A 26,288-nucleotide genomic window follows, 5' to 3' on the forward strand; every position below is an offset into this window, starting at 1 on the left:
CATAACCTTTGGCACAATTTTGATCGCATGATCTGACTAAGGAGAAAATGGAAAATGCGAAAATTGAATTTAGGAATTATTGGGGCGGGAAGAATTGCCTATGTGCATGCACGAAGCATTACCTACAATATTCCACATGCGGAAATTAAGATCATCGCCGATCCCTATATGACGGATGAGGCAAAAAAATGGATTGCGGAATTTAATATCCAAACCATATCGAAAGACTATAAGGATGTGATCAACGATCCGGAAGTAGATGCTGTCTTGGTTTGTTCTTCTACCAATACGCACGCCCAATGTACCAGGGAAGCTGCCATTGCCGGGAAACATGTTTTCTGTGAGAAGCCGATCGATCTTGATATCCGGGAAATAAAAAAAACAATTGATGTCGTTGAAAAATCGGGAGTGAAATTCCAGGTTGGGTTCAATAGAAGATTCGACCACAATTTTATGGCTCTCCGCGAGGCTGTTGCCAAAAAAAGGATTGGAGAACTGCACCTGGTAAAAATAACTTCACGGGATCCGTCTCCGCCGCCCCTCGACTATGTCAAAGTGTCGGGCGGCCTTTTTATGGATATGACAATTCATGATTTTGATATGGTGCGATATCTCACCGGAAGCGAAGTCGATGAAATTTTTGCATACGGAAATGTCCTGGTCGACAACGCGATTGGGTCCGCAGGTGATATTGATACTGCCATCATAAGTATGAAGATGAAGAACGGGGCCATGGCCGTTATTGATAATTCCAGAAAAGCAGCATACGGATACGATCAGCGGGGTGAGGTCTTCGGTTCTCTGGGAATGATGGTGACCGGAAATGACACTCCTCATACCGGGACCTTTTGGGGTGAAGAGGGCGTCGTCGCGCAAAAGCCGTTGTATTTCTTTCTTGAGCGCTATAGGGAGGCCTTTTCTCATGAGATGATCGAATTTGTTCATGCCGTTGCCGAGGGGCGACCTGTTCCGGTTGGAGGAATTGATGGGCTGAATTCTGTTATTTTGGCTGCTGCTGCGGCTGAATCCTTGAAGCAGGGAAAGAGTATTACAGTATCGTACTAAGTCCGAATTGATAATTCTACCATTCTAAATGGTAGCATATTTATTTAATACAGAAGGGGGATCTTATGGAAAAAAGATTCGGTATGGTTTTGGTTCTTCTCTCATTATTATTGACACCAATTTTTGCCAATGGGAGTCAGGAGAGCTCATCCTCTCAGGAAGGCGGTAAAAGCTATAGGATCGCTTTTACCATGGCACTGCGTGATCAGTTCCTGTCGACCATGGAAAATGCATGCCTTGCAGAAGCAAAAAAAGAAGGGGTAAAGGTTGCTTCACAAGATGCACAACAAAGCAGTAATGCACAGCTTTCGCAAGTTCAGCAGTTTGCAGCCCAGGATTATGATGCTTTGATTGTCAACCTCGTCACTACTGACAATTCACAGACCGTTCTTAATGCAGCGGGGGATATGCCGGTGGTATTTGTCAACAGGGCCCCGGATGTCGATCTGGTAAAAGGTAAACAGACATATGTTGGCTCGGATGAACATAAATCCGGTGCATTCCAGGCTCAGGCATTGGCAAAGTTTTTTACGGAACGAAATGTAAAGACAATCAACTACGTCCTGTTACAGGGTACACTTGGACTGCAGCATACCACCCTGAGGACTTCTTCTGTGAAAAAAGGGCTTGAAGATGCCGGTTTTACCCTGAATCAGGTGTATCAGGATACTGCAGAGTATGATCGTGCAAAGGCCCTGAATAAAATGCAGCAGTTCATTGCCAGCGGCAAGAAGTTTGATTGCGTAATCTGTAACAACGATGAAATGGCATTAGGCGCGATTGCGGCTATGAAACAGGCTGGTTTGGATCCGAAAGAGATTCCCGTGGTAGGTATCGATGCAACAGCGGCCGGACTTACTGCAATGGAAAACGGAGAACTTTATGCCACCGTTTTTCAGGATGCAAAAGGGCAAGGAGAAGGGGCTCTCAAAGCTGCAATGGCATTGGCTTCTGGTCAGGAAATAGATACCTATATCGATATTCCATTTCAGCTGGTTGATCAAAGCAACTATAAAAATTACATGAAGTAGCATCAAATTCTACTTCTTTATTTATGCTGAGCCCAATTGCCGGACGGCTTTTCGGGCTCAACATAATGCTCCTGCTCACATAGGAATAACTGGAGGAACGAACGGTGAATGGAAGCGAATATGTTCTTGAAATCCATGATGTGGTCAAAAGATTTCCAGGGGTTCTGGCGCTTGATCAAGTTAATTTTTCGTTACGCAAAGGGACTGTTCATGCACTAATGGGTGAAAATGGGGCAGGAAAATCTACATTGATGAAGTGCTTGTTAGGAGTGTATCATATGGATTCCGGCCAAGTCTCTTTGCATGGAGAACCTGTTACCATTTTAAACCCGGCAGATGCAATCAGACATGGCCTCTCGATGATTCACCAAGAACTGAATCCGATTCCAAAGCGAAGTGTCTGCGATAACATATGGCTCGGAAGGGAATTGCGAAAGGGAATACATCTTGATCAACGGGAAATGATGCGACAGGCCAGAGATATTCTCTCGCGCTTGCATATTAAAGTGAATCCTGCAAAGTTGATGGGCTCCTTATCGGTTGCGCAAATGCAAATGGTGGAAATCGCCAAAGCCGTTTCATATAATGCCGAAATAATCATCATGGACGAACCGACATCGGCGTTGACTGAGGCGGAAATTCGTTCTTTATTTACGGTTATTGAAGAACTGAAGGCAGCAAACAAGGCCGTAATTTATATTTCCCACAAAATTGATGAAATCTTTGAAATTTGTGATGACGTTACTGTTTTCCGTGACGGCAAAAATGCAGGATTTACTACGGTTGAAGATGCCACGCCTCAGGATCTGATCAGCATGATGGTTGGAAGGAAAGTGAACAATATCTATCCGAAGGTCGATTGCCCTATTAAGGAGCCGGTATTACAAGTCGAACATCTAAGTTCGGGAGAAACATTCCAGGATATCAGCTTTACCGTGCATGCGGGAGAGATCTTTGGCTTCTACGGATTAGTTGGAGCAGGTAGGACTGAAGTCTGTGAAACGCTTTTCGGAATGAGAGAAAAAAGCGCTGGAACTATTCAGTTGAATGGGAAGAACGTCAAGATAAAGTCACCCAAGGATGCTATCCGCCATGGCATAGGAATGGTAACGGAGGACCGTAGGGCCTCAGGTATTTTTCCCGTTCTTAGTGTGCTTGACAATATCAGCATCGCGAATCTAAGAACATACTGCAATCGTTTGTATAAAATAAATCATGTAGCATTAAAGAAAGAGGCCATAGCTTTCGGTGATGAATTACGCATAAAAATGCCGGGTTATGGAGCACGGATAATGAACCTCAGCGGTGGAAACCAACAGAAAACCATCGTTGCACGTTGGCTGATGACGCAACCGGATATCTTGATTGTCGATGAACCTACACGGGGAATAGATGTAGGGGCAAAAGCAGAAATTCACTCATTAATTACGAAACTGGCTGGAGAAGGAAAGGCAATAATCATGATCTCTTCTGAAATGCCGGAAGTTATGGGCATGAGCGACAGAATTTTAGTTATGCATGAGGGTAAGATGACCGGAATCATTAAGCGACCCGATTTCACACAAGAAAGAATAATGGAATTGGCAATTAAGTAACGAACGGAGGAACTCACAAATGGAATCCCTGAAGAAACAGAATGACAACCTACCCTCGGTTACCAGTAGAAAGGAGAGTCTGATAAGTCTGCTTTCCGAAAATAAGATGTTTGTAATCTTAGCCATGGCATATCTATTGCTCGGAATATTAACCAAAGGTGCCTATTTTGCTCCGGATAACTTTCTTTATATGGTACAGGCAGAATCGGGAGTAGGCATATTAACGTTCGGTGTAACGTTTTGTATCATTTCCGGAGGAATCGATTTATCTCTTGGATCTGTTGTTTCCTTGTCGTCGGTTGTGGCTGGGAGCTTTGCGCAAAAATTAGCATATTCTGCCAAGATCTTTCCCGGCATAGCCCCTTACCCTGCGGTCGTTGCACTGCTGATCGGCCTTGCCGTCGGTTTGGCCGTCGGATTTACAAACGGCATGTTTATTGCTTATACGAGAATCCATCCGTTTATCGCAACCTTAGGCAGTATGTGTATCGCAAGAGGCCTTGCTTTGGTCTATACAAAAGGACAACCTGTTTCACAATTGACCGACAGCTTTAACAAGTTCGGCAATATCCATATTTGGGGCGATGTAACCGGTATTATGGTTTTCTTCATTATATGCGGCGCCGTATCATGGTACCTGTTGAATCAAACACGGTTCGGCAGAAGTGTATATGCAATAGGGGGTAACTTGGCGGGAAACAGCGCTGCCGCACGTGTAGTCGGAATCAATGTCGAACATAACCTGGTCAAGGTATATGCCCTTTCAGGGCTTTTTGCAGGCCTTGGCGGAGTCCTGATCGCAGCAAGGACGGGCGCCGGAAATCCAACCCTGGGACTGAACATGGAACTGGATGCAATTGCTGCTGCGACCATAGGCGGAGTTTCTCAGAGAGGAGGAATAGGGCGTATCAGCGGTGTTTTTGCCGGTATATTAATTTTAGGTATCGTGAAAAGTGCCTTAATTTATCTTGGTATTTCTTCCTATTTCCAGGACATCGTCAAGGGTGTGATTATCATTTTTGCTGTTGTTCTTGATATGATGGGACAGAAAAACAGTTAAACCAGGATCTTTATCCATTTTTCGCGATCGTCATTATAGTGTACAATATTTAATATGTACTGACAATATGTACAAATATTGTACACTGGTCTATAGGATAGATAGAGAAGTACAATCAGAATTGTTCCTGCTCAGCAAAGAATTTCCAATTACAGCAATATTAGGTCCATGTCAGTCAGGGAAGACGAAACTTTCGCAAAAAGTGTTTTCAGGCTATGAATATGTCTCATCGGAAGACATAGACCACAGAGAATTTGCTCAAAATGCCCCCCGGGGATTTTTTTTGCGGTATGACGGAACGGTCATCTTGATGGAACAAATCAGTCAATCATTATCCGGGTGTTGGCTGGGAGAACGGGACAAGAGTTACATCTTGCACCAATAGGAGAGGAATGTGGAATATCTCATAACACAGTAAACGAATGGAGTGGAGATACTTCCTGGCTTCTTGACAAAATAACCAAAAGGTTAAAAACATAGTTTAGAATGTTTAGCATCTCCAGGAGTTATACATGAAGCCAGTTCCTTTTCCTCGACACATTCCGGCGGCTCCGACCAATCCGGCGGATAAAAGCGGCAAAAAAGCTCCTTTTCGTATCAGAGACCTCTTTGATGACCAGACCGAAGGTTCGGAGGACAAAAAGGCCTCAGGTCTTGATGAGAAATTGCGGCAGGCCTATTTCTGGATTACCAATACGGCGATCATCAGTCCGTTTTATGATATCGAATACCATGAGCAGCCTCCACAATCCTTTTTCTTCGGAGATTCCAAGGTACAAGTAGATTTGCCCACAGGGCAAAGTTATTCCAGTTTCGTTCTAATTCCCTTACTGACCCTGGCCGTTCGTAAACGCTGCCTTATTGTGGGCGGACCGGGACGCGGAAAAACGGCGACCTCCATCCTCATGGGGCTTTTGGCAGGTTATGATCTGAAGGATATGAAAAGGGCCATTCAGCATGGTCAGCCCCAGATGACGGTGGCAGATCTGCTGGGGCACCCTTTTCCCGGTGATCTCATGAAATCGGAAGATCCCAGCCAGATTCGTATCTCATGGCGAAAGTGGCTCGGCATGCGGGTCAAGATCATCGATGAATATAACAGGATACCCACCAGAACCCAGTCGGCGCTCTTAACGGTCCTTGCCGACAATTACGCGGAAATCATGGACCAGATCTACGAATGTCCCGAGGCGGCCTGGTATCTGACCGCCAATGACGATGCAGGGGGAGGCACATACCAGGTGATCGAGGCCTTGAAAGACCGGATTGATGTGGTTGTCAGGGCCCTCCATTTCAACACCCGGTTTCTGGAGGATTTGCAGCATCGTATAGAAACGGGATTCCAACCGGAAAAGAACATCCCCGGTGAGATTGTATTTACCGAGGAAGAGCTGGATACCCTGTATCAGGAGATTCTGGCAATTCGGATTCCTGTGCTTATACGGAAGAAAATAGAGTTCTTCGCCCGGCAGTTTGAGTTTTTCGAGCCGGCCTCCACCAAGCTGGAGTACATGACAAAGGATACGGCAAAGCTTTCCGGGCTTGATTTCCAGGAATTGATGAGTCAGGAGAGTGGTAAAGATCAGATACGGGACCTCGGCAGCCAGGCAAAGAACGGCCTGTCCGTACGAAAACTGATGACCATACTTCTGTTCACCAAGGCTCTGGCCTACTTTCGGGGCCACGGAGAGGTCGAGGATGAGGATGTCAGGCAGATTATTCCCTTCGTACTTCATGACTCACTTTCCCCCTATCTGGAATCACCCTACTTTGACAGCGAGGAAAATGGTCCCTACCGGGTGGACAGAATCACCTGGATTCGCAAGACCTATGATCTCTCCTGCCAGGAATTTGAGCGTCTGAAGCTTCAGAAACACGATCCGGTGGAAGAGACGGAAAAGCTGTTTCGCATGGGGCTTGAAGATCTAAGCATAAAAGAGGTGGAAAAGCGGATGTTTCAGATCGAGCAGATTCTGAAGGAGATGAGCAAGACGCAAAAACTCTACGGCCATATGGCCGATGATATTCTTAAATTGAAGTATTTCCATCAGAGATACACCAATTATCGACGATGGCTGCAATGGAAATAGGCACAAAGCTGGCTTGTTTCCTTCAAAAAGAGGAACCGGTCCTCCAAGCTTCTTTGGACACGCTACTTGAATCACACCCCCTTGTGCGGGAGCTTGATTTGGAAGGGCTGCTGAGTCACCTGTTTTCCGCTCTGTTTGAGACATTCTCATCCTCCCCTGACCAGGAGTGCCTGCGCGTGCTTTTCCTGCACGGCATGAGGCACTATCTGCCTGCCCTGCTTAAAGAGGGAGAAACGACGATCCCTGCCGAGATGCTTCTTGAAAGCTGGCTTCTGCTAAGGCCCCTGATCTCTGGCCAGCGCCTGCTTTCGGCGGATAGGCTGCCGGGGGTTCTCGAGCGGTGGGAGCTTGCCTTGAGGCGGCTCCCCGATAATTCCATGCGCCGGAGCTGGCTGGATCATATGGCCCGGTACCTCGATCAATGTACCCGACTTGAGCAGGTCTTTGCCCTGGGTCGTCTGGCCGCCTGGATTCTGGGGCTGGCCGAACAGCGGCAAGCGGCCCTGGAGAGTGCTGATCTTCTACCTGAAAAGCTTATCGGTGAGCTTCTTCACATAGAGAAGAGTGGGCTGAAAGAGGCCCGGGATAACCCCTGGTTTTTCAAAGGCTCCTTCACCGAGGGTCGTATCGGCGGTTTCGCCGGTTACGGAGGGCCCTTCCTCCAGCCGCCTACATGCCGAAGGCTGGAAGGGGGGGCTTTGCCTGCCTCCAGCGGCCTTGTGGCCCATGACCGGAAAAATGGTTTTCATCTCTTTGCCGATTCCTTCGGCTGCCGTCTGGTTTACGATCCCGCCCTCCTGACCCTGTCCCAAAATCTTCCCGAGGCGCATGAGACCGAGCGGCTCCTTGTCGACTATCGGAGGGACAGCCACTACCTATGGGTCCGGAGGAAGGGGGCATGAACGGGAAAGAGCTGTGCGAAGCCTGGGATGAACGGTGGGAAGAGGCCTTGGGGCTTTGGAGCCGTCTGGTCATGATGCGTTCTCCCCACTGGTGTTTTTTTACGGAGGAGGCAAAGGCCCAGGGACTGGAGGGCAGTTTCGCCATGATCCGTCTGAAGGATCACCGAGTCGTTCTCGATGCTTCCCTCATCTCGTATTATCGCTTGGAAGACTTTCCTCTGGAAATACTCGCCCACGAAATCGGCCATCATGTCTATGTCCCGGCAAATCTTCAGGACAACGGGCGTTTGCTAAGCCTCGTGCGCAGGGCCCTGACGGAAAAAGAAAGCTATGCACCCCAGTTCATGAATCTCTACGCCGATCATCTGATTAACTACCACCTTCAGAAACAGAAGGGACTGGCCATGGCGGAGATTTACCAGCGTATTCTGGCCAAGCAGAAGGATACCTCTTCTGCGGTGTGGAATCTTTACCTGGCCGTCTACGAGCGGCTTTTTTCTCTAAAACCCGGCACCCTGGCACGAGTTCCAGGCAAGAAAGCGGAGTCCCAGAGGCTGGAACAGGATAGTGAAATAGGGGCCCAGATCATTCGTTCCTATTGTGAAGATTGGCTCTCCGGGGCTTACTCCTATGCTTCCCTCTACTACCCCTATCTCTGGGAAGCAGACCAGAAAAGTGCTTCGATTACGCTCCTCCTTGATACCCTGCATGCCTCGGACGGAGCCTCCGGGGAGGGGGGCGACCTACAGAAGGTTTCTGCCGATGGGGTGGGTATGCTGTCCGATCACTCCATCTCCGGCGATGGAAGAACAGAGATCGCTTCACCTCAATCTGAGGGAGAAGGGCCGGCTCAGCGCTATACATCGCCCCGTGAGTATTTGGATTACATGAGTCAGCTGGAACCGGGGAGCTTTGATTCCCACAAGGCGCTGGCCCGCTATTATACGCAGATTGCGTCCCCGTATGTGATCCCATTTCCCATGGAAGTCATGCCGGAAAAAGAGGCCATCATCCCCGAAGGGCTGGAGTCTTGGGATATCGGTGATAATCCCGGTGAGATCGACTGGCTCGGGACCCTCATCCGAAGCCCGGAAGTGGTTCCGGGAATGACAACGGTCAAAAAAGTCTATGGATGGGATGATGATCAGAACGGCAACGAAAGGGTTCCTGACTTGTATATCGGTATCGATTGTTCCGGTTCCATGAGAAATCCTGCTCTGAGATTTAGCTGGCCTGTTCTTGCAGGGACCATCATCGCACAATCGGCCTTGCGGGCCGGGGCCAGGGTAAAGGTCGTTCTTTCCGGTGAACCTGGTTCTTTCATGGAGACCCGTGATTTTGTAAAGAGTCGGCAGGAGGTCATGAATGTGCTGATTTCCTATCTTGGAACGGGTTTTGCTTTCGGAATTCCCCGTCTTGCCGATGATTTTTCCCGTCCCAGGAAGGATCGGACCCACATTCTTCTTTTAACCGATGACGATATCTTTGCCATGCTGAACGACGGCCCCCATTATGATCAAAAGCACTCTACCTGGGAGGTCGCAGACAAGGCCATTAAAAACGGCAGAGGCGGCGGCTCCTTGGTCCTCTATTCGAAGCCTGAGTACCATGCGAAAGAGGCTGCCCGTTTGAAAAAAGAGGGCTGGGACCTCTTCTACGTATCCAATGACGAGGAGTTGTCCCGTTTTGCCAAAGCCTTTGCCCGCAAAAAGTTTGGAGCCAAGCGATGAGAGCCCCGCAAAACAATGAGCAAACAGGGCCCCAACTTGAGGATCTGCTCCACCATCTTTCCGAATGCCCCGGTGTGTTTCTGGAAGAACCTCTGTTCGGCAACTCTGCTTCCGGGCACGGTGTCCATAGCTTAGCTCTGATTTTTGATCTGTTTCTGCTCCAGAACGTGAAGCTCCCGACAGGCGTAAAAAGGAAGCTGGAAACATCCTGGGAAAGCCCCCGCTTATCGGAACGCTGCTGGCAGGGCTGGCAGCTTCTGGCCTACCTCTTTTCCCACAGCTGGTTTTATGAGAAAAAGGTTTTGGCAAAGGGCTTTGCCCGTGGCCTTGATCATATGCACAAGCTTACCGATGTTGTGGAGGCTTCCGCTTTTATCGCCAATCCGGCACGGAGGGAGGAACTCTGTCGGCTTGCACTATTTTGGTGCAACCTGAGGCCGCAGGGAGAGAGCCCCGAGCAGGCCGAGGATAGGCTGAAGGCTTTGGACACCCTTTTCAGGAAAGACATCGAAGCGAAAAGCAGCCGGAACAGGAGCAGGGCAGAGGAGATACGACGAAAAATCCAGGAAGCCAGGGCCAGGGAGGCGGCCAATACCTATGCAAGGGAATAAGACGATCCGTCCTGTTCTGGACGATTCAGAGCGATTCCCTGGACTTGAGGATTTGAGATGGGTCTACTACCTTAGGCAGCATCCAAAGGCGCCTCTGTACAATTTCAAATCGGGAGACCGTCTCGATTCAGATGGGGTGGGGCGGCTGCACGGCTATAAGGGGTCGTTGCGGAAGCTTAGCGGTTCTTCACCCCTCTCCTTTATACGGGCGTTCTACAAAGAGGCCCGTTCGGATGTTCCCGCATACCGGAACTATCCGGCGGATTTTAACGATACTCCTTCCATGAATCGTGACGACCTGCGCAAGGCCCCCTGGGACTATGTGAAAGATAGTGCTTCGTTGGAAAATATCCTCTGTTATGCCACCTCGGGAACCACCGGAGCGCCCCTCGAGGTTATCTTTGATGCCACATGTGCCTCTTCCTGGTTGCCTCAGGTGGAATTGATGCTGGAGAAGGAAGGCTTCAGCCTGGAAAGGGGAGCAGGAACGACAGCCGTCGCCCTGATCTGCCACCAACTGGAGACCCTGACCTATGCCTCCGCTTCATCCTATCTGGAAGGCTCCGGCTTCATCAAGGTGAACCTCCATCCCAAACAGTGGAGAGCCCCCTCGGATGCAAGCGACTACCTTCAGGGCTTAAATCCGGGACTTTTGACGGGAGACCCTCTGGCCTTTTCCGCCCTCATGGAGCTTGAGATTCCCTTACGCCCCCGTGCCGTGATCTCCAGTGCCATGTCCTTGAGCGAGGGATTAGCCGCCAAACTGGAAGAATACTTTCATTGTCCCGTCTATGATGTCTACTCTATGACCGAATGCCGAAACATAGCCTTCAAGAGACAGGGAATCATGGAGAAGATGAGACCTGACCTCTATCTGGAAATTCTGGACCCCGAAGCGGAGCGTGTTTTGGGAGAAGGAGCGTGGGGAGAGCTGGCGGTCAGCGGCGGCAACAATCCCTATCTTCCCCTGGTCCGCTATCGGACGGGAGATTTCTGCCGTTTGAGAAACCAGGGGGGGCGGCAGTTTCTGGAAGATTTTCAGGGACGACTTCCCGTTCGCTTTTCCCTGCCCCACGGCGGCTGGATAAACACGATAGATTTTTCCCGGGCCCTGGCTCCCTTGGCCCTGGCCTCCTTTCAAATTGCCCAGCAAAGGGATTTTTCTCTGGTCGTTCGTCATCAGGGGAGGGGAGAACTCTCCAGAAAAATCGAAGAGGCCGTCAGGGGCGTTTTGGAACAATACGGTGCAGAGAATCTTCCCATTTTCTTTGGAGATCCCTTGCCGGAAGATACAGGACAGAAAACCTGTTCCTTTGTGACGGAGTTTGAGCGTTGAAAAAAGTCGGCTTGTGTTTGGGCAAATACGCTCCCTTCCATCGGGGCCACGGCCTTGTCATAGAGACAGCTCTGAGCGAAATGGATCTGGTTCTTGTGTTGATTTACAACAGTCATGTGACATCCATCCCCCTGAAAAAGCGGGCGGACTGGATTCGCCGCATCTATCCCGAGCGGGTGAAGGTGATCGAGGCCTACGACGGTCCGGAAGCGACCGGTTACAGCCCCGAGATCAAAAGAAAGCAGGAAGACTATGTTTTGAAGAAGCTGGCAGGGTGGCAGATTCACAGCTTCTATTCCTCGGAACCCTACGGGGAACATATGAGCCGGGCCTTGGACTGTCGAAATCGTCAGGTTGATTGCCAGAGGCTACAGTTCCCCATATCGGCCACACTCCTGCGAGAGGATCCCTACACATACCGCTGCTTCCTCCGTCCCGAGGTCTACTTTGACCACGTGATCAAGGTCGTATTTCACGGAGCACCCAGTACGGGAAAGACCACCATTTCGGAGGCTCTGGCCCGGAAATTCCACACGGCCTGGATGCCTGAGTACGGTCGGGAATACTGGGAAAAACATGAAGTGGACCGAAGGCTAAGCCCCCGTCAGCTTCTGGAGATAGCCTGCGAACACAGAAAACGGGAACTGAGGGCTGTGTATGGGGCAAGGGATTTCTATTTTATCGATACCTGCGCACTTTCCACCTACCACTTTGCCCTGGATTATCACGGCACGGCCCTTCCCGAGTTATGCAGCCTGGCCGATGAGGCTGGAAGCCGCTACGATCTGCATATTCTTTGCGGCGATGATATCCCCTACGATGATACGCCCGACCGTTCGGGTGAGGTGTATAGATCAAGATTTCAAAAGAGATTTGAAAAAGATCTTCAAAAACGGCAGATCCCCTACATTCTGCTTACCGGTTCCCTGGAAGAGCGGATAGATAAGGTCTCCATACTTTTGAAGCATACCAAGGAGTTCCATTCATGCTGAACTTTTTTTCCATCAACCATGTAGCCTTCACCGTCCTTCAGTATCCCATGAGCTATGTGGAGTTTCTGGGGACCATCTTTTATATATGGTCGGTCTGGCTGATTGCTCAAAAAAAGATGCTCACCTGGCCGGTCGGTATTATATCGGTCATCCTGTATGCATTTCTTTTCTATCAGATTCGTCTCTATTCTGATTTTCTGGAACAGCTCTACTACTTGGGGGCCAGTGTCTATGGATGGTGGTTTTGGGATAAAAAGAAAAAAGAGGATCAGGAGATCGCTGTTGTCCGCGGCACTCTAAAGAATAATATATTCTGGCTGGCCGGTATTCTCATCGTTTCGGGATTCACCGGCCTTTTGATGGGAAGAATCCATCTGATTTTTCCGAATGTCTTTCCCCAGCCGGCTGATTTTCCTTTCTGGGATGCCTTTACCACCATAAGTAGTTTTGCCGCCATGTTTCTTTTGGCCCGAAAACGATTTGAAAGCTGGTTTCTCTGGATTGTGGTTGATGTGATAGGAATCGTGCTCTATTACGTCAAGGGGGTGAAATTCCTTTCGCTGCTGTACGTCTTTCTGTTGCTTATCGCCCTTAAGGGCTTCTTAAGCTGGTGGTCCTCTTTGCGTAGTGTTCCGAATCCTGGTGATGGTCGGAACCCCACCCATCTTGGGAGAGACCGTGATGGTATGTGACCGGCTGCTGCAAGAAAAAGGTCGGGGTAGAAAGGTCCCGTAATCTTTGGGGCCCGGGGCGAAGAGCCCCGGAGAAGGGGGTGCGCCGAGATCGCCGGGGGCTTCCCCCGGAAGCTCGGCGCAGGGGGAAGGCGTTCCCCCCACCAAAAAAGAGAAAGTCTGAAGGTCGAAATTTATATGACAGGCAGGTATTCCTCTGCATTACCATTCGGCTGTTTCACGAGGATAGTGTTCCGAATCCTGGTGGTGATATGCTGTTTTTGCCGAAGAAAATCTTGATTTTTCCTTCTTGTCCCGATTTTTATACGTGTGTCTTTGTAAGGACTGAATAACAAAGGAATTATACTCTTTACACCACCAATATTCCTGACACTATTTTGTATTGACAAAAAAAAGAAATATGCGTTAGTATGCTTTAACCATATTAGTTAAGGCTAATTAAATTTTAGAAACCTAATATGATGTTTGAAAGGAGTAAAGCATGGATACCACCGGTGAAACCGGCTTGATCATATATTCAAGTAAAACAGGCAATACACGTACGCTGGCCCGGGGTGTGGTTCAGGGGCTTGATATGCGGGTCAAACTGGCAGCAGTGGAAGAGAATGTAGACGCTTCATCCTACTCGTGGGTGATTGTCGGTTTTTGGGTGGATAGGGGAAATCTTGATGCCAAGGCTCGTTCATATGTAGAGGGGCTTTCTGGGTGTAAGGTAGGCCTTATCGGGACCCTCGGGGCCTATCCAGATTCGCCTCATGCCAAGGATGTCGAGAATCATGTAAGGGATGTCATATCTGCGAGAAACAAATATCTGGGATGCTTTTTATGCCAGGGACGGATTGATCCGGCCCTGACAAGGAAGTTTGAACAGCTGCCGCCTGATCATCCTCACGCTATGAATGAAGAACGTCGAAAGCGGCACACAGAGGCCGCACTCCATCCCAATGATGCAGATATTGCGGCTGCTACTGCAGCATGTGCGGAAATGATAAAGGCCGCAAGATAATCATGAAACATATAGCCTCCAGCAGGATGCGCTTACTCCTGTGGGTACTCGTGATTGTCTTGGTGATACTGCTTCTTGTGGGCGTTGCCTCCGGGAGTGTCCGAATTCCTCTGCGGACCGTCATCTCCGTGCTTACCGGTCATGCCGAAGCCGATGCCAATGCCACGATTATTTTAGGAATACGTCTGCCCCGCTTACTTATGGCAATTTTGGTGGGGATGATGCTCTCTATGGCGGGAACGGTGGCACAGGCGGTGTTCCGGAATCCTCTGGCGGATCCCTATATTATCGGTATTAGCGCGGGTGCCGTAGCAGGTGCAATTCTTGCGTTCTTTTTGGGATTGCCCGATGTCTACTACGGGATTTTTGCTTTCTTTACTGCACTGGCTACGGCGTTTCTCATTTTCCGTCTGGCGGGACGAAAAGGAAAAGCCGACACGGCAATGCTTCTCATTGTAGGGATAGCCGTGTCGTCGTTCTTGAGTGCCTTAACCTCCTTTGTCATGTATTCGGCTGGCGAGGATTCATACCGAGTGATGGTGTGGACCATGGGTTACTTGGGGGCGGCTACATGGGGCCGGGTAGGGCTACTGGTCGTGCCGCTTATCGCGTCGTCAGCCTACTTCCTCTATCTTCGACAGGATATTGATGCCTTGCTGATGGGGGACGAAGAGGCGTATTCGCTTGGCATCGATGTTGGCCAGCTTAAGCGACGGTTATTACTGGTTACCAGCTTGATAGTCTCTTTTTCGGTGGCATTTACCGGTATGATTGGTTTTGTGGGACTCATTGTGCCCCATGCCATACGGCTCATTATCGGAAATAGTCACGCTCGTCTTTTACCTCTTGCTGCCTTTTCCGGTGGTGTCTTCCTGCTTTTTGCCGATACCCTGGCTCGTACACTGCTTGCGCCGACAGAGGTTCCTATAGGGGTGGTAACGGCTTTTTTCGGGGCCCCGTTCTTTCTGGTTTTAGCCGTTCGGGCCGGCCGGGGAGGCGCGGTATGAGTCTATGTGCGGAACATATCCATTTTTCCTACCGGGATAAGACGGTTCTTGCCGGTGTCGACTTTGCATTGCAACAGGGCGAGGTTTTTGGTTTGTTGGGCCCCAACGGATCGGGGAAATCGACCTGTCTGAAAACTGTATTGGGGTATCTCAAACCCTCCTCTGGTCGGATAGTTTTTGCAAGGTTCGGTTCTTTGCCCTACGGTTTACTGGTTGGTAAAGAGGTTGCCCGGCGGGTTGCCTTTGTACCGCAGCAGACTGCATTACATTCGGCAATTACCGTTTTTGAAGCGATTCTTATGGGACGCTTGCCACATCTTGCCGATCGCTGGAGCGGTTACGGGGCGGAAGACAAAAAGATCGTTCGTGAGGTGGTAGAGGCCTTGGGCCTGTGCCACTTAGTAGATCGAAATGTGACCTGTCTCTCTGGAGGCGAGTTGCAAAAAGTCATTATTGCCCGCTGCCTTGTACAGGAGAGCGATATTCTCCTGCTGGATGAAGCTACGGCAGGTCTCGACTTAAATCACGCTGTAGAAATCATGGAGTTTATGCGGCGAAAAGCGAAAGAAGAGTCGAAAAGCATCGTCGCAGTACTTCACGATGTGAATCTCGCTTCTCAATATTGCGATCGTATAGCGCTGCTTAAAAAAGGCCGTTTACGCTACATCGGTACTCCTGAAGAGGTTATAAGCGAAACGGTACTGGAAGAGATCTACGGTATTCGGGCGAAGATCGGCTACGATGATGGCGGCAAGCCTTTCGTTTTGCCGCGGCGGATAAAAACTGCTGAAAGAGAGGTTGCCAATGTTTGCTGAACGTTATCGCTCACACCATGATGCAGAAGCAAAATTAGCTTCTATTTTGGGACTGTATGCCCATTCGCGTTCCGGAACAGTGAACTGGGAGGATGTGGAGCGGCCTCTCTACTCTGCGCCACCATCCGGGAGACGCTGCATCTATATCCATATCCCGTATTGCGATAGAATTTGTGAATTTTGCAATCTTAATCGTACCGCTCGGGGACATACCGATTTAGATGCGTATACAGAGTATCTAATAAAGGAAATCGAGTGGTATGCCCGATATCCGTATATCAGGGATGGTCAGTTCGACGCCATATATTTTGGCGGCGGCACGCCCACCATTTTACAGACGGAGCAGCTTAGCCTGGTACTTCGAGCCTTACGCGACTCTTTTCATTTGTCAGAGGATTGTGAAATAACATTGGAATCGACACTTCATAATCTGCCGGCTGAAAAAAGCGCCCGCCTCCAGGAGGAGGGGGTGAACCGTTTGAGCCTTGGTGTTCAAACCTTTTCGTCCCGCGGAAGATCATTTCTCGGCAGAACAGGGGATGCAGAATATGCTATCGCTCGGCTACAGGCGATCCGGCAGCTCTTTTCCGGTGTCCTTGGAATAGACATTATTTACAGCTACTTCGATCAAAGTCTGGAAGAGGTAGCTCATGATGCTTCTCTTTGTTCTGATTTTTCCATTGACGGTGTGAGTTTTTATTCTCTCATGATTCACGACGGTTCCTCCTTGGGGCAGCGCATTGCGAAAGGTGAAATTCCCTTTGGCCGGAGCCTGGAAGATGATCGACAACGGCATAATCATTTTTATGAGGATATGCATGCGGGTGGATACGAAATGCTGGAGCTCTCCAAGCTTGTTCGTCCCGGCCGTGATGAATATCGGTACATACGAATTCGATATGAGAATGGTGATGTTCTTCCTATCGGGGCAGGGGCCGGGGGACAGTTGGCTGGATACCGCATCTATTCCATGGCGCAGGGCCGCCGCTTTGCTTCGAAGATAGAACCTGCTTATGCGCAATACCACCGCGTGTTAGGCCATTTACAGTTTGGTTGCTACGACCTTACAACCCTCTCGGAGGAATTAGGGCCGGATTCGTATGCTCCTTTGCGGGAACGAATGGACTATTTTGTCCGCAATGGGATGCTGGTACCGGAAACGGATGATCTGTATACGTTAACCACCGATGGAATTTTCTGGGGAAATAATATTGCGGTGGACATATTGAAAGCGGCGATAGATGGGACGAAAGAACATCACTAGGCTTTCGCCTCTCGGCAAGAGAGGTCCTGGGCAGAAAAAAGGAGAAATATTATGCGAAAGATAGTATATCTTGTTGCCGTTATCCTCGCTTTTGCAGGATGCGGAAATGAAAAGTCGTCTCATACGGATGCTGCATCTTCAGCTTCATCGGCAGATACCGGAAAGCAGCTCGCATCCGTTACCATGGATGAAACGACGGGACATGCACGTGATGCATATGGTCATACCATTGAGGTTCGTCCATATCAAAGAATGGTAGTAGCTTCGCTGGGAGCCGTAGAAACACTGTATCTTATTGGGGGCGAAGATGCCATTGCTGCTATAGCAACCAGTCGTGGGGGTGTCTGGCCCGAGGAGAAGACAGCCGCGCTTCCCAGTGTGGGGAATGTGGCCCGTCCAAGTTTTGAGACGATTATATCCTTTGATCCCGACATCGTTATTCTCAGCGCCATGTCTTTGGATATCGCCGAGAGCCTATCCGGGCATAATATCCCCGTATTCATCCACGACGCCACCTCAATCGAAGATATTTTCGCTTCCGTAGAGCTTTTGGGCGATCTTTCGGCTAAAGAATCGGCAGCAGAGGCCTTGATAGCCGAAAAACGGGCTCGCCTGGCGGAAGTGGCATCCGCGGTTGCCAAGCGGACGGTTCGGCTAAAAGGTGCATTTCTCTATTCAGCTAATCCCGTCATGGGGTTTACCAACGAATCGCTTCCTGGCGAGATACTGAATCTCTTAGGGGTAACGAATATAGCCGTGGGGCTAAGCGGGAAGCGTCCTATTATCTCATCTGAGCTCCTCGTATCAGAAAATCCCGATTTTCTTTTTATCTCCATGTCGATTGAGAATCCCGAAGCCTTGCTTAGTGCAGAATCTGCCGTTGCAAGAACTCGTGCAGGAAGAGAAGGCCACATCAGCACGATTCCTTCCTCTTTGATTCTGCGCCCCTCCCCACGTATTGTGGACGGAATTTCGACGCTCCAAGAGATTCTTGCGGAGATTCCTCCGGCCTCGGAAGAGGGATGAGGAGCTTGTGATGTTTTTGGGAACCTTTCACCATATTGTTGCATTCATTCAATTGGGAGGTATCCTTAACTGGATTCTTGTCGGGCTATACCTGGTTGTTCTTGTGCTTGCAGTGGATCGTTGTTCTTACTTTATTCGCACAGGATACCGGCGTAAGCGTCTCGTTTCAGGTATTGATTCGGCTTTTCTTGCATCCATATCGAATGATGGCCCCAATGGCCAAGAGATGGTTTTCCCTTGGCCAAAGCATTACATCAGAAGCCAGCCGGTACGCATGATTGCCCTTGTCTTTGAAGATCGGCGGTCGACGAAAGAGTCTTTGGACGAGGCTGTGGATCGTGAAGGCTCCTCCATACGGAGGGAGATGGATCGTGGCATAGAGGCGCTTTCGGTCATTGGTAACATTGCTCCTCTGATGGGTTTACTTGGCACGGTGACGGGGCTTATGAGGGCTTTCCATCGCATCGAGTCCCTCGGCGGTACCGTCGATATTGCCGCTTTTTCCGGTGGTATCTGGGAGGCAATGATCACGACAGCCATCGGATTAGTCGTGGCTATTCCGGCCGTAGTTTTCTGCAGAGTCTTCGAAAAGATTGTAGAACATCGTGGTGAAGATATGGGGTATGTCGTTTCTCTCGTATCGGAAAGCTTGTATGAGGAAACTACCGAGAAACCTCGGGCGAGGCAAAGCAGAGAGAGTGCCTAATGAAAACCTTTGGTGCCGTTCGATCTCGCCAAAACGGCTTGAATATGACATCCCTCATCGATGTTGTTTTTATTCTTCTTATTTTTTTCATGATCGGATCAAGGTTTGAGAAGCCTGCAATTTCTCTTACTCTTCCGAACGCAACGACGGGAGAACGGGTGGAGCGTAAAATAATCACCGTCTCTATGGATTCCGAGGGAAATTTGTATGTAGAGGGGAAAGCAATTGAATCGGCAGCCTTGGAGTCATACCTTGCACCGTTGGCAACGGCCGATCCCGAGTTAACGGCATCTTTGGAATGCGACGGGGCAGTCCCTTTTGCAAAGGTGACGAAGGTTCTGGATTCTTTGAAGCGGACGGGAATTCTCAATGTGGCGGTTCGGCACGAATTCCCTCACTGATCGTCTTACCCCTATTGCACTCTGTGCGGTGGTGATCTTTGTTCACGGGGTTATTTGGGGAAGCTTTGATTTTTCTTTTGAAGCAGCTCAAAAACAACCTGAGCCCATGACCGTTAGTTTTACCACCCTTGAGGGGCTGGATGCTACGCCTGCGGGCAGTGAGATTATCCCCCTTGAAGGTGATCCTGTGGTAGTGCAGAAGCCTCAGGAAACTCGCATAAAGGAGCCTTCCATGATGCCCGAAGTTTCAGCATCGGAGATAGAGGAGCTTCCCCTGACTGAGGTTCTCGAGACCGAAGTGAAGCCGGTTGAAAGCCCTCAAAGGAGCCTGGAGAAACCTCCGGAGACTGCCCGGCACGTTCGAGAGGAGGCAAGCCCGGCTGAAGCCGCTTCCGTAGCTTCCGTTTTAAAAAGTGAAGCCGGTGTTTCTGCACCTCCCGGCAGGGAAGGGGGGGCGGCTTACGGTGAAAGCCTGTCCCTTGATTACCGGGCCATCATTCTTCGCCAGTTGGAAGAAGGGAAGGTTTACCCCGCGGCGGCTCGAAAACGGGGAATAGCAGGCCCCGTAACCCTTTGTTTTTCTGTTGCTCCCGACGGAACAGTGTCCATGCTTTCCGTAGAAGAAGCCTCACATCGATTTTTGCGGCAGGCCGCTCTGGAATCTGTACGAAAGGCAGCGCCCTTTTCTTTTCCTGAGCGTCCTACTGGAAGGATCGATATGCAGGTAACGCTTGAATATCGGTTGGAAGAGTAGAAATGAGGAGGATTTTATGCGATATCCATCGGCGTTAGCATACGCCATAATTCTTAGTGTTGTTGGGACTCTTTCTGTCTTTGCACAGGAAGAAACAGAAAAGGAGCCTGCCGTTATTGTTGTAACAGGTGCCAAGGCCGCACAGGATATTGAGGAGACCGTCGAAGCGGTAGAAGTCGTTACGGCTGAAGAGATCCAGGAGATGGGGGCAAAAAATGTCAAGGAAGTTATGGAAAACATCCCTGGTGTCATCATCTATAATCATCCTGTTTCAACGCTTATGATGCAAGGCTTTGCGCCGGAATATGTGAAGCTCCTTGTCAACGGCATTGAGATAGCAGGGGACGTCGGCGGGGCCACTCCTATAGCTCAATTACCCGCTTCTGAAATCGAACGAATAGAGGTTGTCCGGGGAGCCTCATCAGTGCTCTATGGATCAGATGCCATGGGAGGCGTCATCAATATCATCACCAAGAAAGCGGAAAAAGAAAAGATCTCCGCTTCTGTGGCCCAGGAAATTGCATCAAACTTACGATATTACGGGGAAGGATCTGCATCGTATGCAAATGATCTTTTTGCCCTCTCGGTGATGGGCTCCTTTGACTACGACGATGGTAAATCTGTTGACGAGGAAAACAATCTTGGTCGTGAAATTTCGATCTACGAGGTTCCCTACGCTTGTCTGGGATCCGTCAGAGGAAGCGCCACCTGGTTTCATCCCGGAGGTGAGCTTGAACTATACGGAACCTGGGCCGACTCATCACGGGAGTCCAGTACTAACCTGGAAGGAGGTGTCTCCTACGATGATACCAAACTGGAAGGGGGGCTACGGGAGCGTTATTCCTTTTCCGATTTTCTTTCGTTGGAAGGGTTTTTTAGCGTTAAGAGCTATGATCACTACGTGGACCAACTTAACTATACCTATGATACATCCAGTGAGGAGAAGAGTCTCTTTGACGATATGGAAAGTGAGGTTACTGTTTCTTGGGAGCCTTCTATTTCCCATTCATTGCTGGTCGGAGTAAACGGGAAACGCGAAAACATGGAGGGCGATGCTTTCGATGAGCAGAAATCAGCGTCACAAATGAGCGTTTTTACTCAGGATACGTGGAATATTGGTGGTGTCGATCGATTTCGTATTGTTCCGGGGCTGCGCTTTGACTATAGCGTGCCGGAAGAGTCGGAAGATGATCCGATATATAAGATCACTCCCAAATTAAGCTTTCGTTATGATCCATCGGAATACGTGGTTTTACGTTTTGCCTACGGTATGGGATTTAAAACACCGAGCTTAAAACAGAAGTATTGGCGCTTTTTTCATCCCTCGCCGGAGAATTTCATGCTTCTTGGTAATCCCGATCTAAAACCAGAGACATCCCATGGCTTCAACGCTTCCGTAGCATATACCGTAAGTCCGAAAATTTCTTTAACGGTTGGCGGATATTTTAACTATGTCTTCGATCTTATCGATACGCAGATCGTCGATGAAAACTCAGGATCGTACACCGATGGCGATGGTACGACGCACAATTATATTTATACCAGAAAGTATCGAAACGTTGGTAAGGCCATTACTACAGGCGGCGATGTATCCTTCCGGTTTTCCGGCTCCCGCCTTGCCTCTTCCTTGGCATACAATTTTACCGTTGCCAAAGAGTACGATGAAGATGATGACGAGTATATCGATCTTGCTTCGCGGGTGCCTCATCAGATCAAAGGGAGCATCTCCTATACGATTCCTCATATTGAGACAAAGGCCAGCTTGCAGGTGAATTGGAATGCCCCTGAGCTGATCGATGTTGACGAAGATACGCATACACCGGATTACCTCATGGTAAATGCTCATTTTTCAAAACTTTTTTGGAAAGAGCGTCTTAATCTCTACTGTGGACTCAGGAATGCGTTAAACAACATCCATTTCATCGACAGTAGCGACGGTGAAAGCCAGGAGGACTACTTCGGCCTTCGGGATGGGCTTGTCTTCTACCTGGGAAGCCGCTTTACCATGTAAAACCATAAAAACCAGAAGCCGCTTTTCTATCGGTTTCATATGTTTTGCCCATAGGCCTCCCCACGGTATGCCGGCGCCCGGGAGTGTCCTGTAGGGTATAATAATAAGGAGTAATAGTATGGTGAAAGTACACCGTTTTTTCTTTTATATACTTGCCCTCATGACAGCAGTTCTGCTCTTGGGAGCCTGTGACAACCTTTTGGGCAGTGACGATGATGACGATGATGATGATGGCTCATCCAGTTATTCTACGGCCACAGCCGCAGTGGATTATTTGGGTGACAATCTGTCTAGTTTCTTCGATTTTTCGACTGGAACGCTAACCGAGATAGATCATGATACTTGGGATATTGCTATTGCTACGGACGGGTCTATTATTGCCAATAGCGGCGATTACGGTAGCGGCGTCAAGGTCTATAAAACAAGCTCAACCGATATAAGCGATGATCTCAGTTCTTATGAGAGCAAGGTGGCTGAATACACCTTCAAGTCCGGTACAACTCTTTATGGCGATCAGACCGAGACCAATCCCTTTGACAATGAGATCGGTAGCAGCGGAAGCGGTTCCGGGACGGTCTATCTTGTAAAGGATGAGGCCGGTACCTATTACAAGCTTGTGTTTACCTCGTATGGTCCTATGGGCCAGTATCGTGTGAATGTCGTTGAAGGCCTTGGCGGAACAAGTACACATACCATTTCCGGGACCATCGATGCTGATTACGGCTATACGTACTTTGATCTTGGAACGCATGCCGCTGTGACTGTGGCACCGAAGAAAAGTGAATGGGACATCTTATTTACCAGAACAAACGATATCCTGGATGATGGGTCGGGGGGGGCCTATATAGCGGGACGTTCCGATGTATTGCTCAATACTGCCGGAGGGGTAGAGGGAGCTACGGTAGACGATACCGCTATCGAAACGGTGGCAAACGTCTCGTCTTACACCTTTTCTTCTGTTATCGATACGCTTGGATATAGTTGGTACACCCATGACCATAGTGCAACACCGGCATATTCTGTCAATACGCTTACCTATGTGGTTAAAACCACAGAGGGGAACTACGCAAAATTGCAACCTGGTAGTTTCTATGGTCCCAATAGCGAGCAGTTTTACATGACCTTCCGATATTACTATCAGGCAGATGGATCAACGAACTTTTCGCGTTAAGGCTTTCTTGTGGAAAGAGAGAAACAGCCGCCGGTTACGGCGGCTGTAGGTGAATCGAAAGGCTTCCTCCGAAATTCTGGTGGGCCGGCAGGCCTTTCCTTATCTTGCACATAACCTTTTGCCGGATCGATCTATCACATCGATCCGGCAGATTATGCATGTATCATCTTATAAAAGTAATCGAAGAATGAAAAGCTTTCGCCGACTATTCGTTAAAGACTTCCTTTGCCAATTAGATATTATATATTGTCTGCTAAAAAGCCACCGTCGACAGGAATGGTCACGCCGGTGACGAAGCCGGAGGCCTTGTTCGATGCAAGGAAGAGGGCTGCTCCTGCGAGTTCCTGAACTTCACCGAAACGGCCGTAAGGGGTCCGGCCTATGATTGCTTTCCCCCGTTCCGTGAGTTCCCCACTCGCCTGGTCCACAAGAAGAGCCCCGTTTTGCCGCCCCAGAAAGAACCCCGGTGCAATGCCGTTGACTCTGATCTTGTAGGGCGCAAACTCTTTAGCGCTCGCCATGGTAAGGTTGAGGACTCCGGCCTTTGCCGCATCGTAGGCCCATACGCCGGAGAGTGGGGTATAGCTTGCCATGGAGGAGAGGTTAATGATGCTTCCCTGAATACCTGTTTTGATCCACCACGTTGTGATAACCTTTGTGGGAACAAGCAGCCCTGCGACAAGATTGAGCTCCATAACCGTTTTAAACTGATCGACGTCGGTATTGATAAAGGCCCCTTTCTCCTTGTTGCCCCCCACACCGTTTACCAGAATATCGACCGAGCCGAAATGGCCGATACATGCTTCCAGCGCCTTTTGGGTTTCGGTCTCGTTTCCCGTATCTGCTAGTACGGTTTGTAACATTTCATGGGCGCCGGGAAATACCGCTCTGAGGCCTTGGGACACTTTTTCCATACTGGCGTTGCTTCGGTTCCAGAGTGAGACTTGTGCGCCTGCTTTCAGATATGCTTCGGCAAGGGCCGAGGCTATGGCGCCTCCTCCCCCGGTGATGACGACCGTTTTTCCTGTAAGGCCAAACATCTCGTTGAGATACGCCATGAGAAAAGTTCCTTGCTCTTAGGCTTAGGGGATGAATTCTGCCTTTACACGGCCGATCATGCTGTGCCCTTTTTCGTTGTTTCCAAAATACCGTGCCCATGATGTCGCGCGATCTTTAGTGTTTCCAATGGTAATGGTGCCTTTTTGGAGGATGCGGCTTCGCCACCCTGTTGCCCCCTCGACAAAGAAATGGTAATCACCATCCGGCACAGGGTTCCCGTCCTGATTGGTACAGTCCCATGTGTACGATAATTCGCCCTGGTCGGGGGTCGGACCTGATACGGCATCGATCTCATCGGTCTTCATGTCCTCGGGATCGGCCGATTCAACCCAATCGGGAAGAACACCTTTTTGCTTCTTCCACCCCTCTTTCGAGGTAAAATCTGTTACAAAGATGGTTTTCACATGGTGTTTCTGGCTGTCTTCGATCCAGACGGCAAACTGATTGCTGCTTTGCGCAAATTGGCGGATATAGGTGAAGGTCAGCGTTACCGTTCGTGCTTCCGTTGTGGTTTCGGCCGATAGTGTTGTGTTGCCCTGCCAAAGTGAAAAGAGCATAAGTCCGGTAAAAAGCATGAAAATTTTTGTTCTACACATCTGAATGAAAAACCTCTCTTTGTGATCTTTATGCATGTGTTTCCGCAAGCGTTTCTTCTTTTTGCTTTCGCTTCTCGAAGATCATTGCCAGGAGAACGGAAAGTTCGTAAAGGACGAACATGGGACCCGCGAGAAGAATTTGGGAAACGACATCGGGCGGGGTGAGAATTGCCGCCATGACTACTATTCCGAGAAGAATATATTTTGCAGCCTGTTGCAGCTTTTTATGATTAACAAGTCCGACTCGGGCAAGAATGACGACGACGATGGGGAGTTCAAAGGCAACACCGAAGGCGATCAAGATGGAACTGATGAAACCGATATAGTTTCCAAAGGAGAACATAGCGGTAATCTCCGGCGTAGAATATTTCAAAAAGAAGGTCATGGTGATTGGTAATATTATCCGGTAGGAAAAAAAGGCCCCGGTGATGAAAAAGATTGTTCCGAAGATGATGGTAAAGCCGAGGGCTGCTACTTCCCCTTTTTCAAGCCCCGGTTTTACAAATCGCCATATCTGAAAAAGAATAACCGGTACGGAAGCCATAATCCCCATGGTAACCGATATTTTGATGTAGGCGAGAAAAAGCTCCGGCGGTGTCAGATAAACGAACGTAAGCCCCTGTACCGGCTTTTTGAGAACTTCCACGGCCGGATCGACAAAGTAATAACCGATACCGGAAAAGAGAACAATGGAAATTGCAATGTAAAAAAGTCTCTTTCTCAACTCCGAAAGGTGTTCGAAGAACGTCATGCGCAGATCATTACTCACTGAAATCTATTCCTCTATTGGCCGTTTCCCACCCCCGAAAAGGGGCGGGAAGGGCAAGCGTTAGTTGCTTTCGGCCTTCTTCTTTTTCTTTGCACGGGTGCGGCTGGGAGCCTGGGGTTCCTCTGTTATCTGTTTGGGATCTTCCGAGCGTTCATCTTCGTTCTGAAGCTCATCATCTTCACCCTTGCTTCCCTTTTTGAATTCCCTGATCGTTTTGCCGATGGCCTTTCCAATTTCAGGTATCTTTTTCGGACCAAAAATCAACAGGGCAATTGCCAAAATAAGAATGAGCTCAAAGGGCCCAAACCTTCCGATAAACATAGTATCCTCCTTGGGACCTTTACTTCTGCTCTTCTTTACTACTCACCTGGGCTCCCGTCGCCTCGGACGTTTCCGGCTTCTGAACCTGTCCGGCAGGTGCCTTCGTTTCGTCAAGGCTCAATTCTTCTGTCAGTTTGTTTGAGTGGGCCCTGAATTCCCGTATGGCGCTTCCCAGGGACTTCCCTATCTCCGGTAGCTTTTTCGGGCCAAAGATAAGAAGTGCTATGACAAAAATAAGGATCAGTTCCATGGGGCCGAGCCTTCCAAATCCAAACATA

The 26,288-nt window shown here is 49.3% G+C and carries 26 protein-coding genes; 21 read left to right on the top strand and 5 right to left on the bottom strand.

Features of this window, described 5'->3' with window-relative positions; translation table 11 throughout:
* The first annotated feature begins 54 nt into the window (after positions 1 to 54).
* The 21 genes from iolG to F459_RS0111790 all read left to right on the top strand — a co-directional run bounded on the left by iolG (position 55) and on the right by F459_RS0111790 (position 23,265).
* Positions 55 to 1,065, top strand: a complete 1,011-nt coding sequence (iolG, locus tag F459_RS0111685) for an inositol 2-dehydrogenase (RefSeq protein ID WP_020612905.1) — start codon at positions 55 to 57, stop codon at positions 1,063 to 1,065.
* 65 nt (positions 1,066 to 1,130) lie between these two features.
* Complete coding sequence (locus tag F459_RS0111690) at positions 1,131 to 2,096, top strand: substrate-binding domain-containing protein (protein ID WP_020612906.1); 966 nt, start codon at positions 1,131 to 1,133, stop codon at positions 2,094 to 2,096.
* A gap of 104 nt (positions 2,097 to 2,200) precedes the next feature.
* Positions 2,201 to 3,691, top strand: coding sequence for a sugar ABC transporter ATP-binding protein (locus F459_RS0111695; RefSeq protein ID WP_026295007.1), 1,491 nt, complete (start codon positions 2,201 to 2,203; stop codon positions 3,689 to 3,691).
* A 19-nt stretch (positions 3,692 to 3,710) separates the two neighbouring features.
* Positions 3,711 to 4,751, top strand: coding sequence for an ABC transporter permease (locus F459_RS0111700; RefSeq protein WP_020612909.1), 1,041 nt, complete (start codon positions 3,711 to 3,713; stop codon positions 4,749 to 4,751).
* Positions 4,752 to 5,263: 512 nt separating this feature from the next.
* Positions 5,264 to 6,841, top strand: a complete 1,578-nt coding sequence (locus F459_RS0111705; protein ID WP_020612910.1) for an AAA family ATPase — start codon at positions 5,264 to 5,266, stop codon at positions 6,839 to 6,841.
* Positions 6,823 to 7,743, top strand: a complete 921-nt coding sequence (locus F459_RS0111710) for a hypothetical protein (RefSeq protein WP_033301629.1) — start codon at positions 6,823 to 6,825, stop codon at positions 7,741 to 7,743. The genes F459_RS0111705 and F459_RS0111710 overlap by 19 nt, the downstream gene beginning before the upstream one ends.
* Positions 7,740 to 9,473, top strand: coding sequence for a hypothetical protein (locus tag F459_RS0111715; RefSeq protein ID WP_020612912.1), 1,734 nt, complete (start codon positions 7,740 to 7,742; stop codon positions 9,471 to 9,473). The genes F459_RS0111710 and F459_RS0111715 overlap by 4 nt, the downstream gene beginning before the upstream one ends.
* Positions 9,470 to 10,084, top strand: a complete 615-nt coding sequence (locus tag F459_RS0111720) for a hypothetical protein (protein WP_020612913.1) — start codon at positions 9,470 to 9,472, stop codon at positions 10,082 to 10,084. Before F459_RS0111715 ends, F459_RS0111720 begins: the two co-directional genes overlap by 4 nt.
* Positions 10,071 to 11,420 carry an AMP-binding protein gene (locus F459_RS0111725; protein ID WP_020612914.1) on the top strand — a complete coding sequence of 450 codons (1,350 nt, stop codon included), beginning with the start codon at positions 10,071 to 10,073 and terminating at the stop codon, positions 11,418 to 11,420. The genes F459_RS0111720 and F459_RS0111725 overlap by 14 nt, the downstream gene beginning before the upstream one ends.
* Positions 11,417 to 12,412 (top strand): AAA family ATPase, encoded by a 996-nt coding sequence (locus tag F459_RS0111730; RefSeq protein WP_020612915.1) that lies wholly within the window; start codon positions 11,417 to 11,419, stop codon positions 12,410 to 12,412. Before F459_RS0111725 ends, F459_RS0111730 begins: the two co-directional genes overlap by 4 nt.
* Complete coding sequence (pnuC, locus tag F459_RS0111735; protein WP_020612916.1) at positions 12,406 to 13,104, top strand: nicotinamide riboside transporter PnuC; 699 nt, start codon at positions 12,406 to 12,408, stop codon at positions 13,102 to 13,104. The genes F459_RS0111730 and pnuC overlap by 7 nt, the downstream gene beginning before the upstream one ends.
* 481 nt (positions 13,105 to 13,585) lie before the next feature.
* A complete protein-coding gene (locus F459_RS0111745; protein ID WP_020612918.1) occupies positions 13,586 to 14,110 on the top strand; it encodes a flavodoxin family protein in 525 nt (174 codons plus the stop codon).
* A gap of 2 nt (positions 14,111 to 14,112) precedes the next feature.
* The gene (locus F459_RS0111750) at positions 14,113 to 15,117 is read left to right on the top strand and encodes a FecCD family ABC transporter permease (protein WP_020612919.1); all 1,005 of its coding nucleotides are present in this window, start codon (positions 14,113 to 14,115) and stop codon (positions 15,115 to 15,117) included.
* Positions 15,114 to 15,932 carry an ABC transporter ATP-binding protein gene (locus F459_RS0111755; protein ID WP_020612920.1) on the top strand — a complete coding sequence of 273 codons (819 nt, stop codon included), beginning with the start codon at positions 15,114 to 15,116 and terminating at the stop codon, positions 15,930 to 15,932. Before F459_RS0111750 ends, F459_RS0111755 begins: the two co-directional genes overlap by 4 nt.
* Positions 15,922 to 17,196, top strand: coding sequence for a coproporphyrinogen-III oxidase family protein (locus tag F459_RS0111760; protein WP_020612921.1), 1,275 nt, complete (start codon positions 15,922 to 15,924; stop codon positions 17,194 to 17,196). The genes F459_RS0111755 and F459_RS0111760 overlap by 11 nt, the downstream gene beginning before the upstream one ends.
* A gap of 51 nt (positions 17,197 to 17,247) precedes the next feature.
* Positions 17,248 to 18,222 (top strand): ABC transporter substrate-binding protein, encoded by a 975-nt coding sequence (locus F459_RS0111765; RefSeq protein ID WP_020612922.1) that lies wholly within the window; start codon positions 17,248 to 17,250, stop codon positions 18,220 to 18,222.
* Positions 18,223 to 18,232: 10 nt separating this feature from the next.
* Positions 18,233 to 18,928 (top strand): MotA/TolQ/ExbB proton channel family protein, encoded by a 696-nt coding sequence (locus F459_RS0111770; protein WP_020612923.1) that lies wholly within the window; start codon positions 18,233 to 18,235, stop codon positions 18,926 to 18,928.
* Complete coding sequence (locus F459_RS0111775; RefSeq protein WP_020612924.1) at positions 18,928 to 19,329, top strand: ExbD/TolR family protein; 402 nt, start codon at positions 18,928 to 18,930, stop codon at positions 19,327 to 19,329. The genes F459_RS0111770 and F459_RS0111775 overlap by 1 nt, the downstream gene beginning before the upstream one ends.
* The gene (locus tag F459_RS0111780; protein ID WP_020612925.1) at positions 19,298 to 20,083 is read left to right on the top strand and encodes an energy transducer TonB; all 786 of its coding nucleotides are present in this window, start codon (positions 19,298 to 19,300) and stop codon (positions 20,081 to 20,083) included. Before F459_RS0111775 ends, F459_RS0111780 begins: the two co-directional genes overlap by 32 nt.
* 16 nt (positions 20,084 to 20,099) lie before the next feature.
* Positions 20,100 to 22,094, top strand: a complete 1,995-nt coding sequence (locus tag F459_RS0111785; RefSeq protein WP_020612926.1) for a TonB-dependent receptor plug domain-containing protein — start codon at positions 20,100 to 20,102, stop codon at positions 22,092 to 22,094.
* Positions 22,095 to 22,212: 118 nt separating this feature from the next.
* Positions 22,213 to 23,265: an HmuY family protein gene (locus F459_RS0111790; protein ID WP_020612927.1), complete on the top strand. Its 1,053-nt coding sequence runs from the start codon at positions 22,213 to 22,215 to the stop codon at positions 23,263 to 23,265.
* A gap of 239 nt (positions 23,266 to 23,504) precedes the next feature.
* Here F459_RS0111790 and F459_RS0111795 read toward each other — a convergent pair whose 3' ends face one another.
* From F459_RS0111795 to F459_RS0111815, 5 genes are read right to left on the bottom strand one after another with little or no spacing between them, the layout of a single operon-like run.
* The gene (locus F459_RS0111795) at positions 23,505 to 24,323 is read right to left on the bottom strand and encodes an SDR family oxidoreductase (RefSeq protein ID WP_020612928.1); all 819 of its coding nucleotides are present in this window, start codon (positions 24,321 to 24,323) and stop codon (positions 23,505 to 23,507) included.
* Between the two features lie 24 nt (positions 24,324 to 24,347).
* Positions 24,348 to 24,920, bottom strand: a complete 573-nt coding sequence (locus tag F459_RS0111800) for a DUF2271 domain-containing protein (protein ID WP_033301644.1) — start codon at positions 24,918 to 24,920, stop codon at positions 24,348 to 24,350.
* 28 nt (positions 24,921 to 24,948) lie between these two features.
* Positions 24,949 to 25,689, bottom strand: a complete 741-nt coding sequence (gene tatC, locus F459_RS0111805) for a twin-arginine translocase subunit TatC (RefSeq protein WP_026295010.1) — start codon at positions 25,687 to 25,689, stop codon at positions 24,949 to 24,951.
* 60 nt (positions 25,690 to 25,749) lie between these two features.
* The gene (gene tatA / locus F459_RS0111810; RefSeq protein ID WP_020612931.1) at positions 25,750 to 26,010 is read right to left on the bottom strand and encodes a twin-arginine translocase TatA/TatE family subunit; all 261 of its coding nucleotides are present in this window, start codon (positions 26,008 to 26,010) and stop codon (positions 25,750 to 25,752) included.
* Positions 26,011 to 26,029: 19 nt separating this feature from the next.
* Positions 26,030 to 26,287, bottom strand: a complete 258-nt coding sequence (locus F459_RS0111815; protein WP_020612932.1) for a twin-arginine translocase TatA/TatE family subunit — start codon at positions 26,285 to 26,287, stop codon at positions 26,030 to 26,032.
* Position 26,288 lies beyond the last annotated feature (1 nt).

This window comes from Sediminispirochaeta bajacaliforniensis DSM 16054, from assembly GCF_000378205.1.
GTDB classification, from domain to species: Bacteria; Spirochaetota; Spirochaetia; order DSM-16054; family Sediminispirochaetaceae; genus Sediminispirochaeta; species Sediminispirochaeta bajacaliforniensis.

Bases quoted from the DNA above. Each gene is read 5' to 3' on its own strand.
- iolG (WP_020612905.1), top strand. From the start codon at position 55: ATGCGAAAATTGAATTTAGGAATTATTGGGGCGGGAAGAATTGCCTAT.
- F459_RS0111690 (WP_020612906.1), top strand. From the start codon at position 1,131: ATGGAAAAAAGATTCGGTATGGTTTTGGTTCTTCTCTCATTATTATTG.
- F459_RS0111700 (WP_020612909.1), top strand. From the start codon at position 3,711: ATGGAATCCCTGAAGAAACAGAATGACAACCTACCCTCGGTTACCAGT.
- F459_RS0111705 (WP_020612910.1), top strand. From the start codon at position 5,264: ATGAAGCCAGTTCCTTTTCCTCGACACATTCCGGCGGCTCCGACCAAT.
- F459_RS0111710 (WP_033301629.1), top strand. From the start codon at position 6,823: ATGGCTGCAATGGAAATAGGCACAAAGCTGGCTTGTTTCCTTCAAAAA.
- F459_RS0111715 (WP_020612912.1), top strand. From the start codon at position 7,740: ATGAACGGGAAAGAGCTGTGCGAAGCCTGGGATGAACGGTGGGAAGAG.
- F459_RS0111720 (WP_020612913.1), top strand. From the start codon at position 9,470: ATGAGAGCCCCGCAAAACAATGAGCAAACAGGGCCCCAACTTGAGGAT.
- F459_RS0111725 (WP_020612914.1), top strand. From the start codon at position 10,071: ATGCAAGGGAATAAGACGATCCGTCCTGTTCTGGACGATTCAGAGCGA.
- pnuC (WP_020612916.1), top strand. From the start codon at position 12,406: ATGCTGAACTTTTTTTCCATCAACCATGTAGCCTTCACCGTCCTTCAG.
- F459_RS0111745 (WP_020612918.1), top strand. From the start codon at position 13,586: ATGGATACCACCGGTGAAACCGGCTTGATCATATATTCAAGTAAAACA.
- F459_RS0111750 (WP_020612919.1), top strand. From the start codon at position 14,113: ATGAAACATATAGCCTCCAGCAGGATGCGCTTACTCCTGTGGGTACTC.
- F459_RS0111755 (WP_020612920.1), top strand. From the start codon at position 15,114: ATGAGTCTATGTGCGGAACATATCCATTTTTCCTACCGGGATAAGACG.
- F459_RS0111760 (WP_020612921.1), top strand. From the start codon at position 15,922: ATGTTTGCTGAACGTTATCGCTCACACCATGATGCAGAAGCAAAATTA.
- F459_RS0111765 (WP_020612922.1), top strand. From the start codon at position 17,248: ATGCGAAAGATAGTATATCTTGTTGCCGTTATCCTCGCTTTTGCAGGA.
- F459_RS0111770 (WP_020612923.1), top strand. From the start codon at position 18,233: ATGTTTTTGGGAACCTTTCACCATATTGTTGCATTCATTCAATTGGGA.
- F459_RS0111775 (WP_020612924.1), top strand. From the start codon at position 18,928: ATGAAAACCTTTGGTGCCGTTCGATCTCGCCAAAACGGCTTGAATATG.
- F459_RS0111780 (WP_020612925.1), top strand. From the start codon at position 19,298: ATGTGGCGGTTCGGCACGAATTCCCTCACTGATCGTCTTACCCCTATT.
- F459_RS0111785 (WP_020612926.1), top strand. From the start codon at position 20,100: ATGCGATATCCATCGGCGTTAGCATACGCCATAATTCTTAGTGTTGTT.
- F459_RS0111790 (WP_020612927.1), top strand. From the start codon at position 22,213: ATGGTGAAAGTACACCGTTTTTTCTTTTATATACTTGCCCTCATGACA.
- F459_RS0111795 (WP_020612928.1), bottom strand. From the start codon at position 24,323: ATGGCGTATCTCAACGAGATGTTTGGCCTTACAGGAAAAACGGTCGTC.
- F459_RS0111800 (WP_033301644.1), bottom strand. From the start codon at position 24,920: ATGTGTAGAACAAAAATTTTCATGCTTTTTACCGGACTTATGCTCTTT.
- tatA (WP_020612931.1), bottom strand. From the start codon at position 26,010: ATGTTTATCGGAAGGTTTGGGCCCTTTGAGCTCATTCTTATTTTGGCA.
- F459_RS0111815 (WP_020612932.1), bottom strand. From the start codon at position 26,287: ATGTTTGGATTTGGAAGGCTCGGCCCCATGGAACTGATCCTTATTTTT.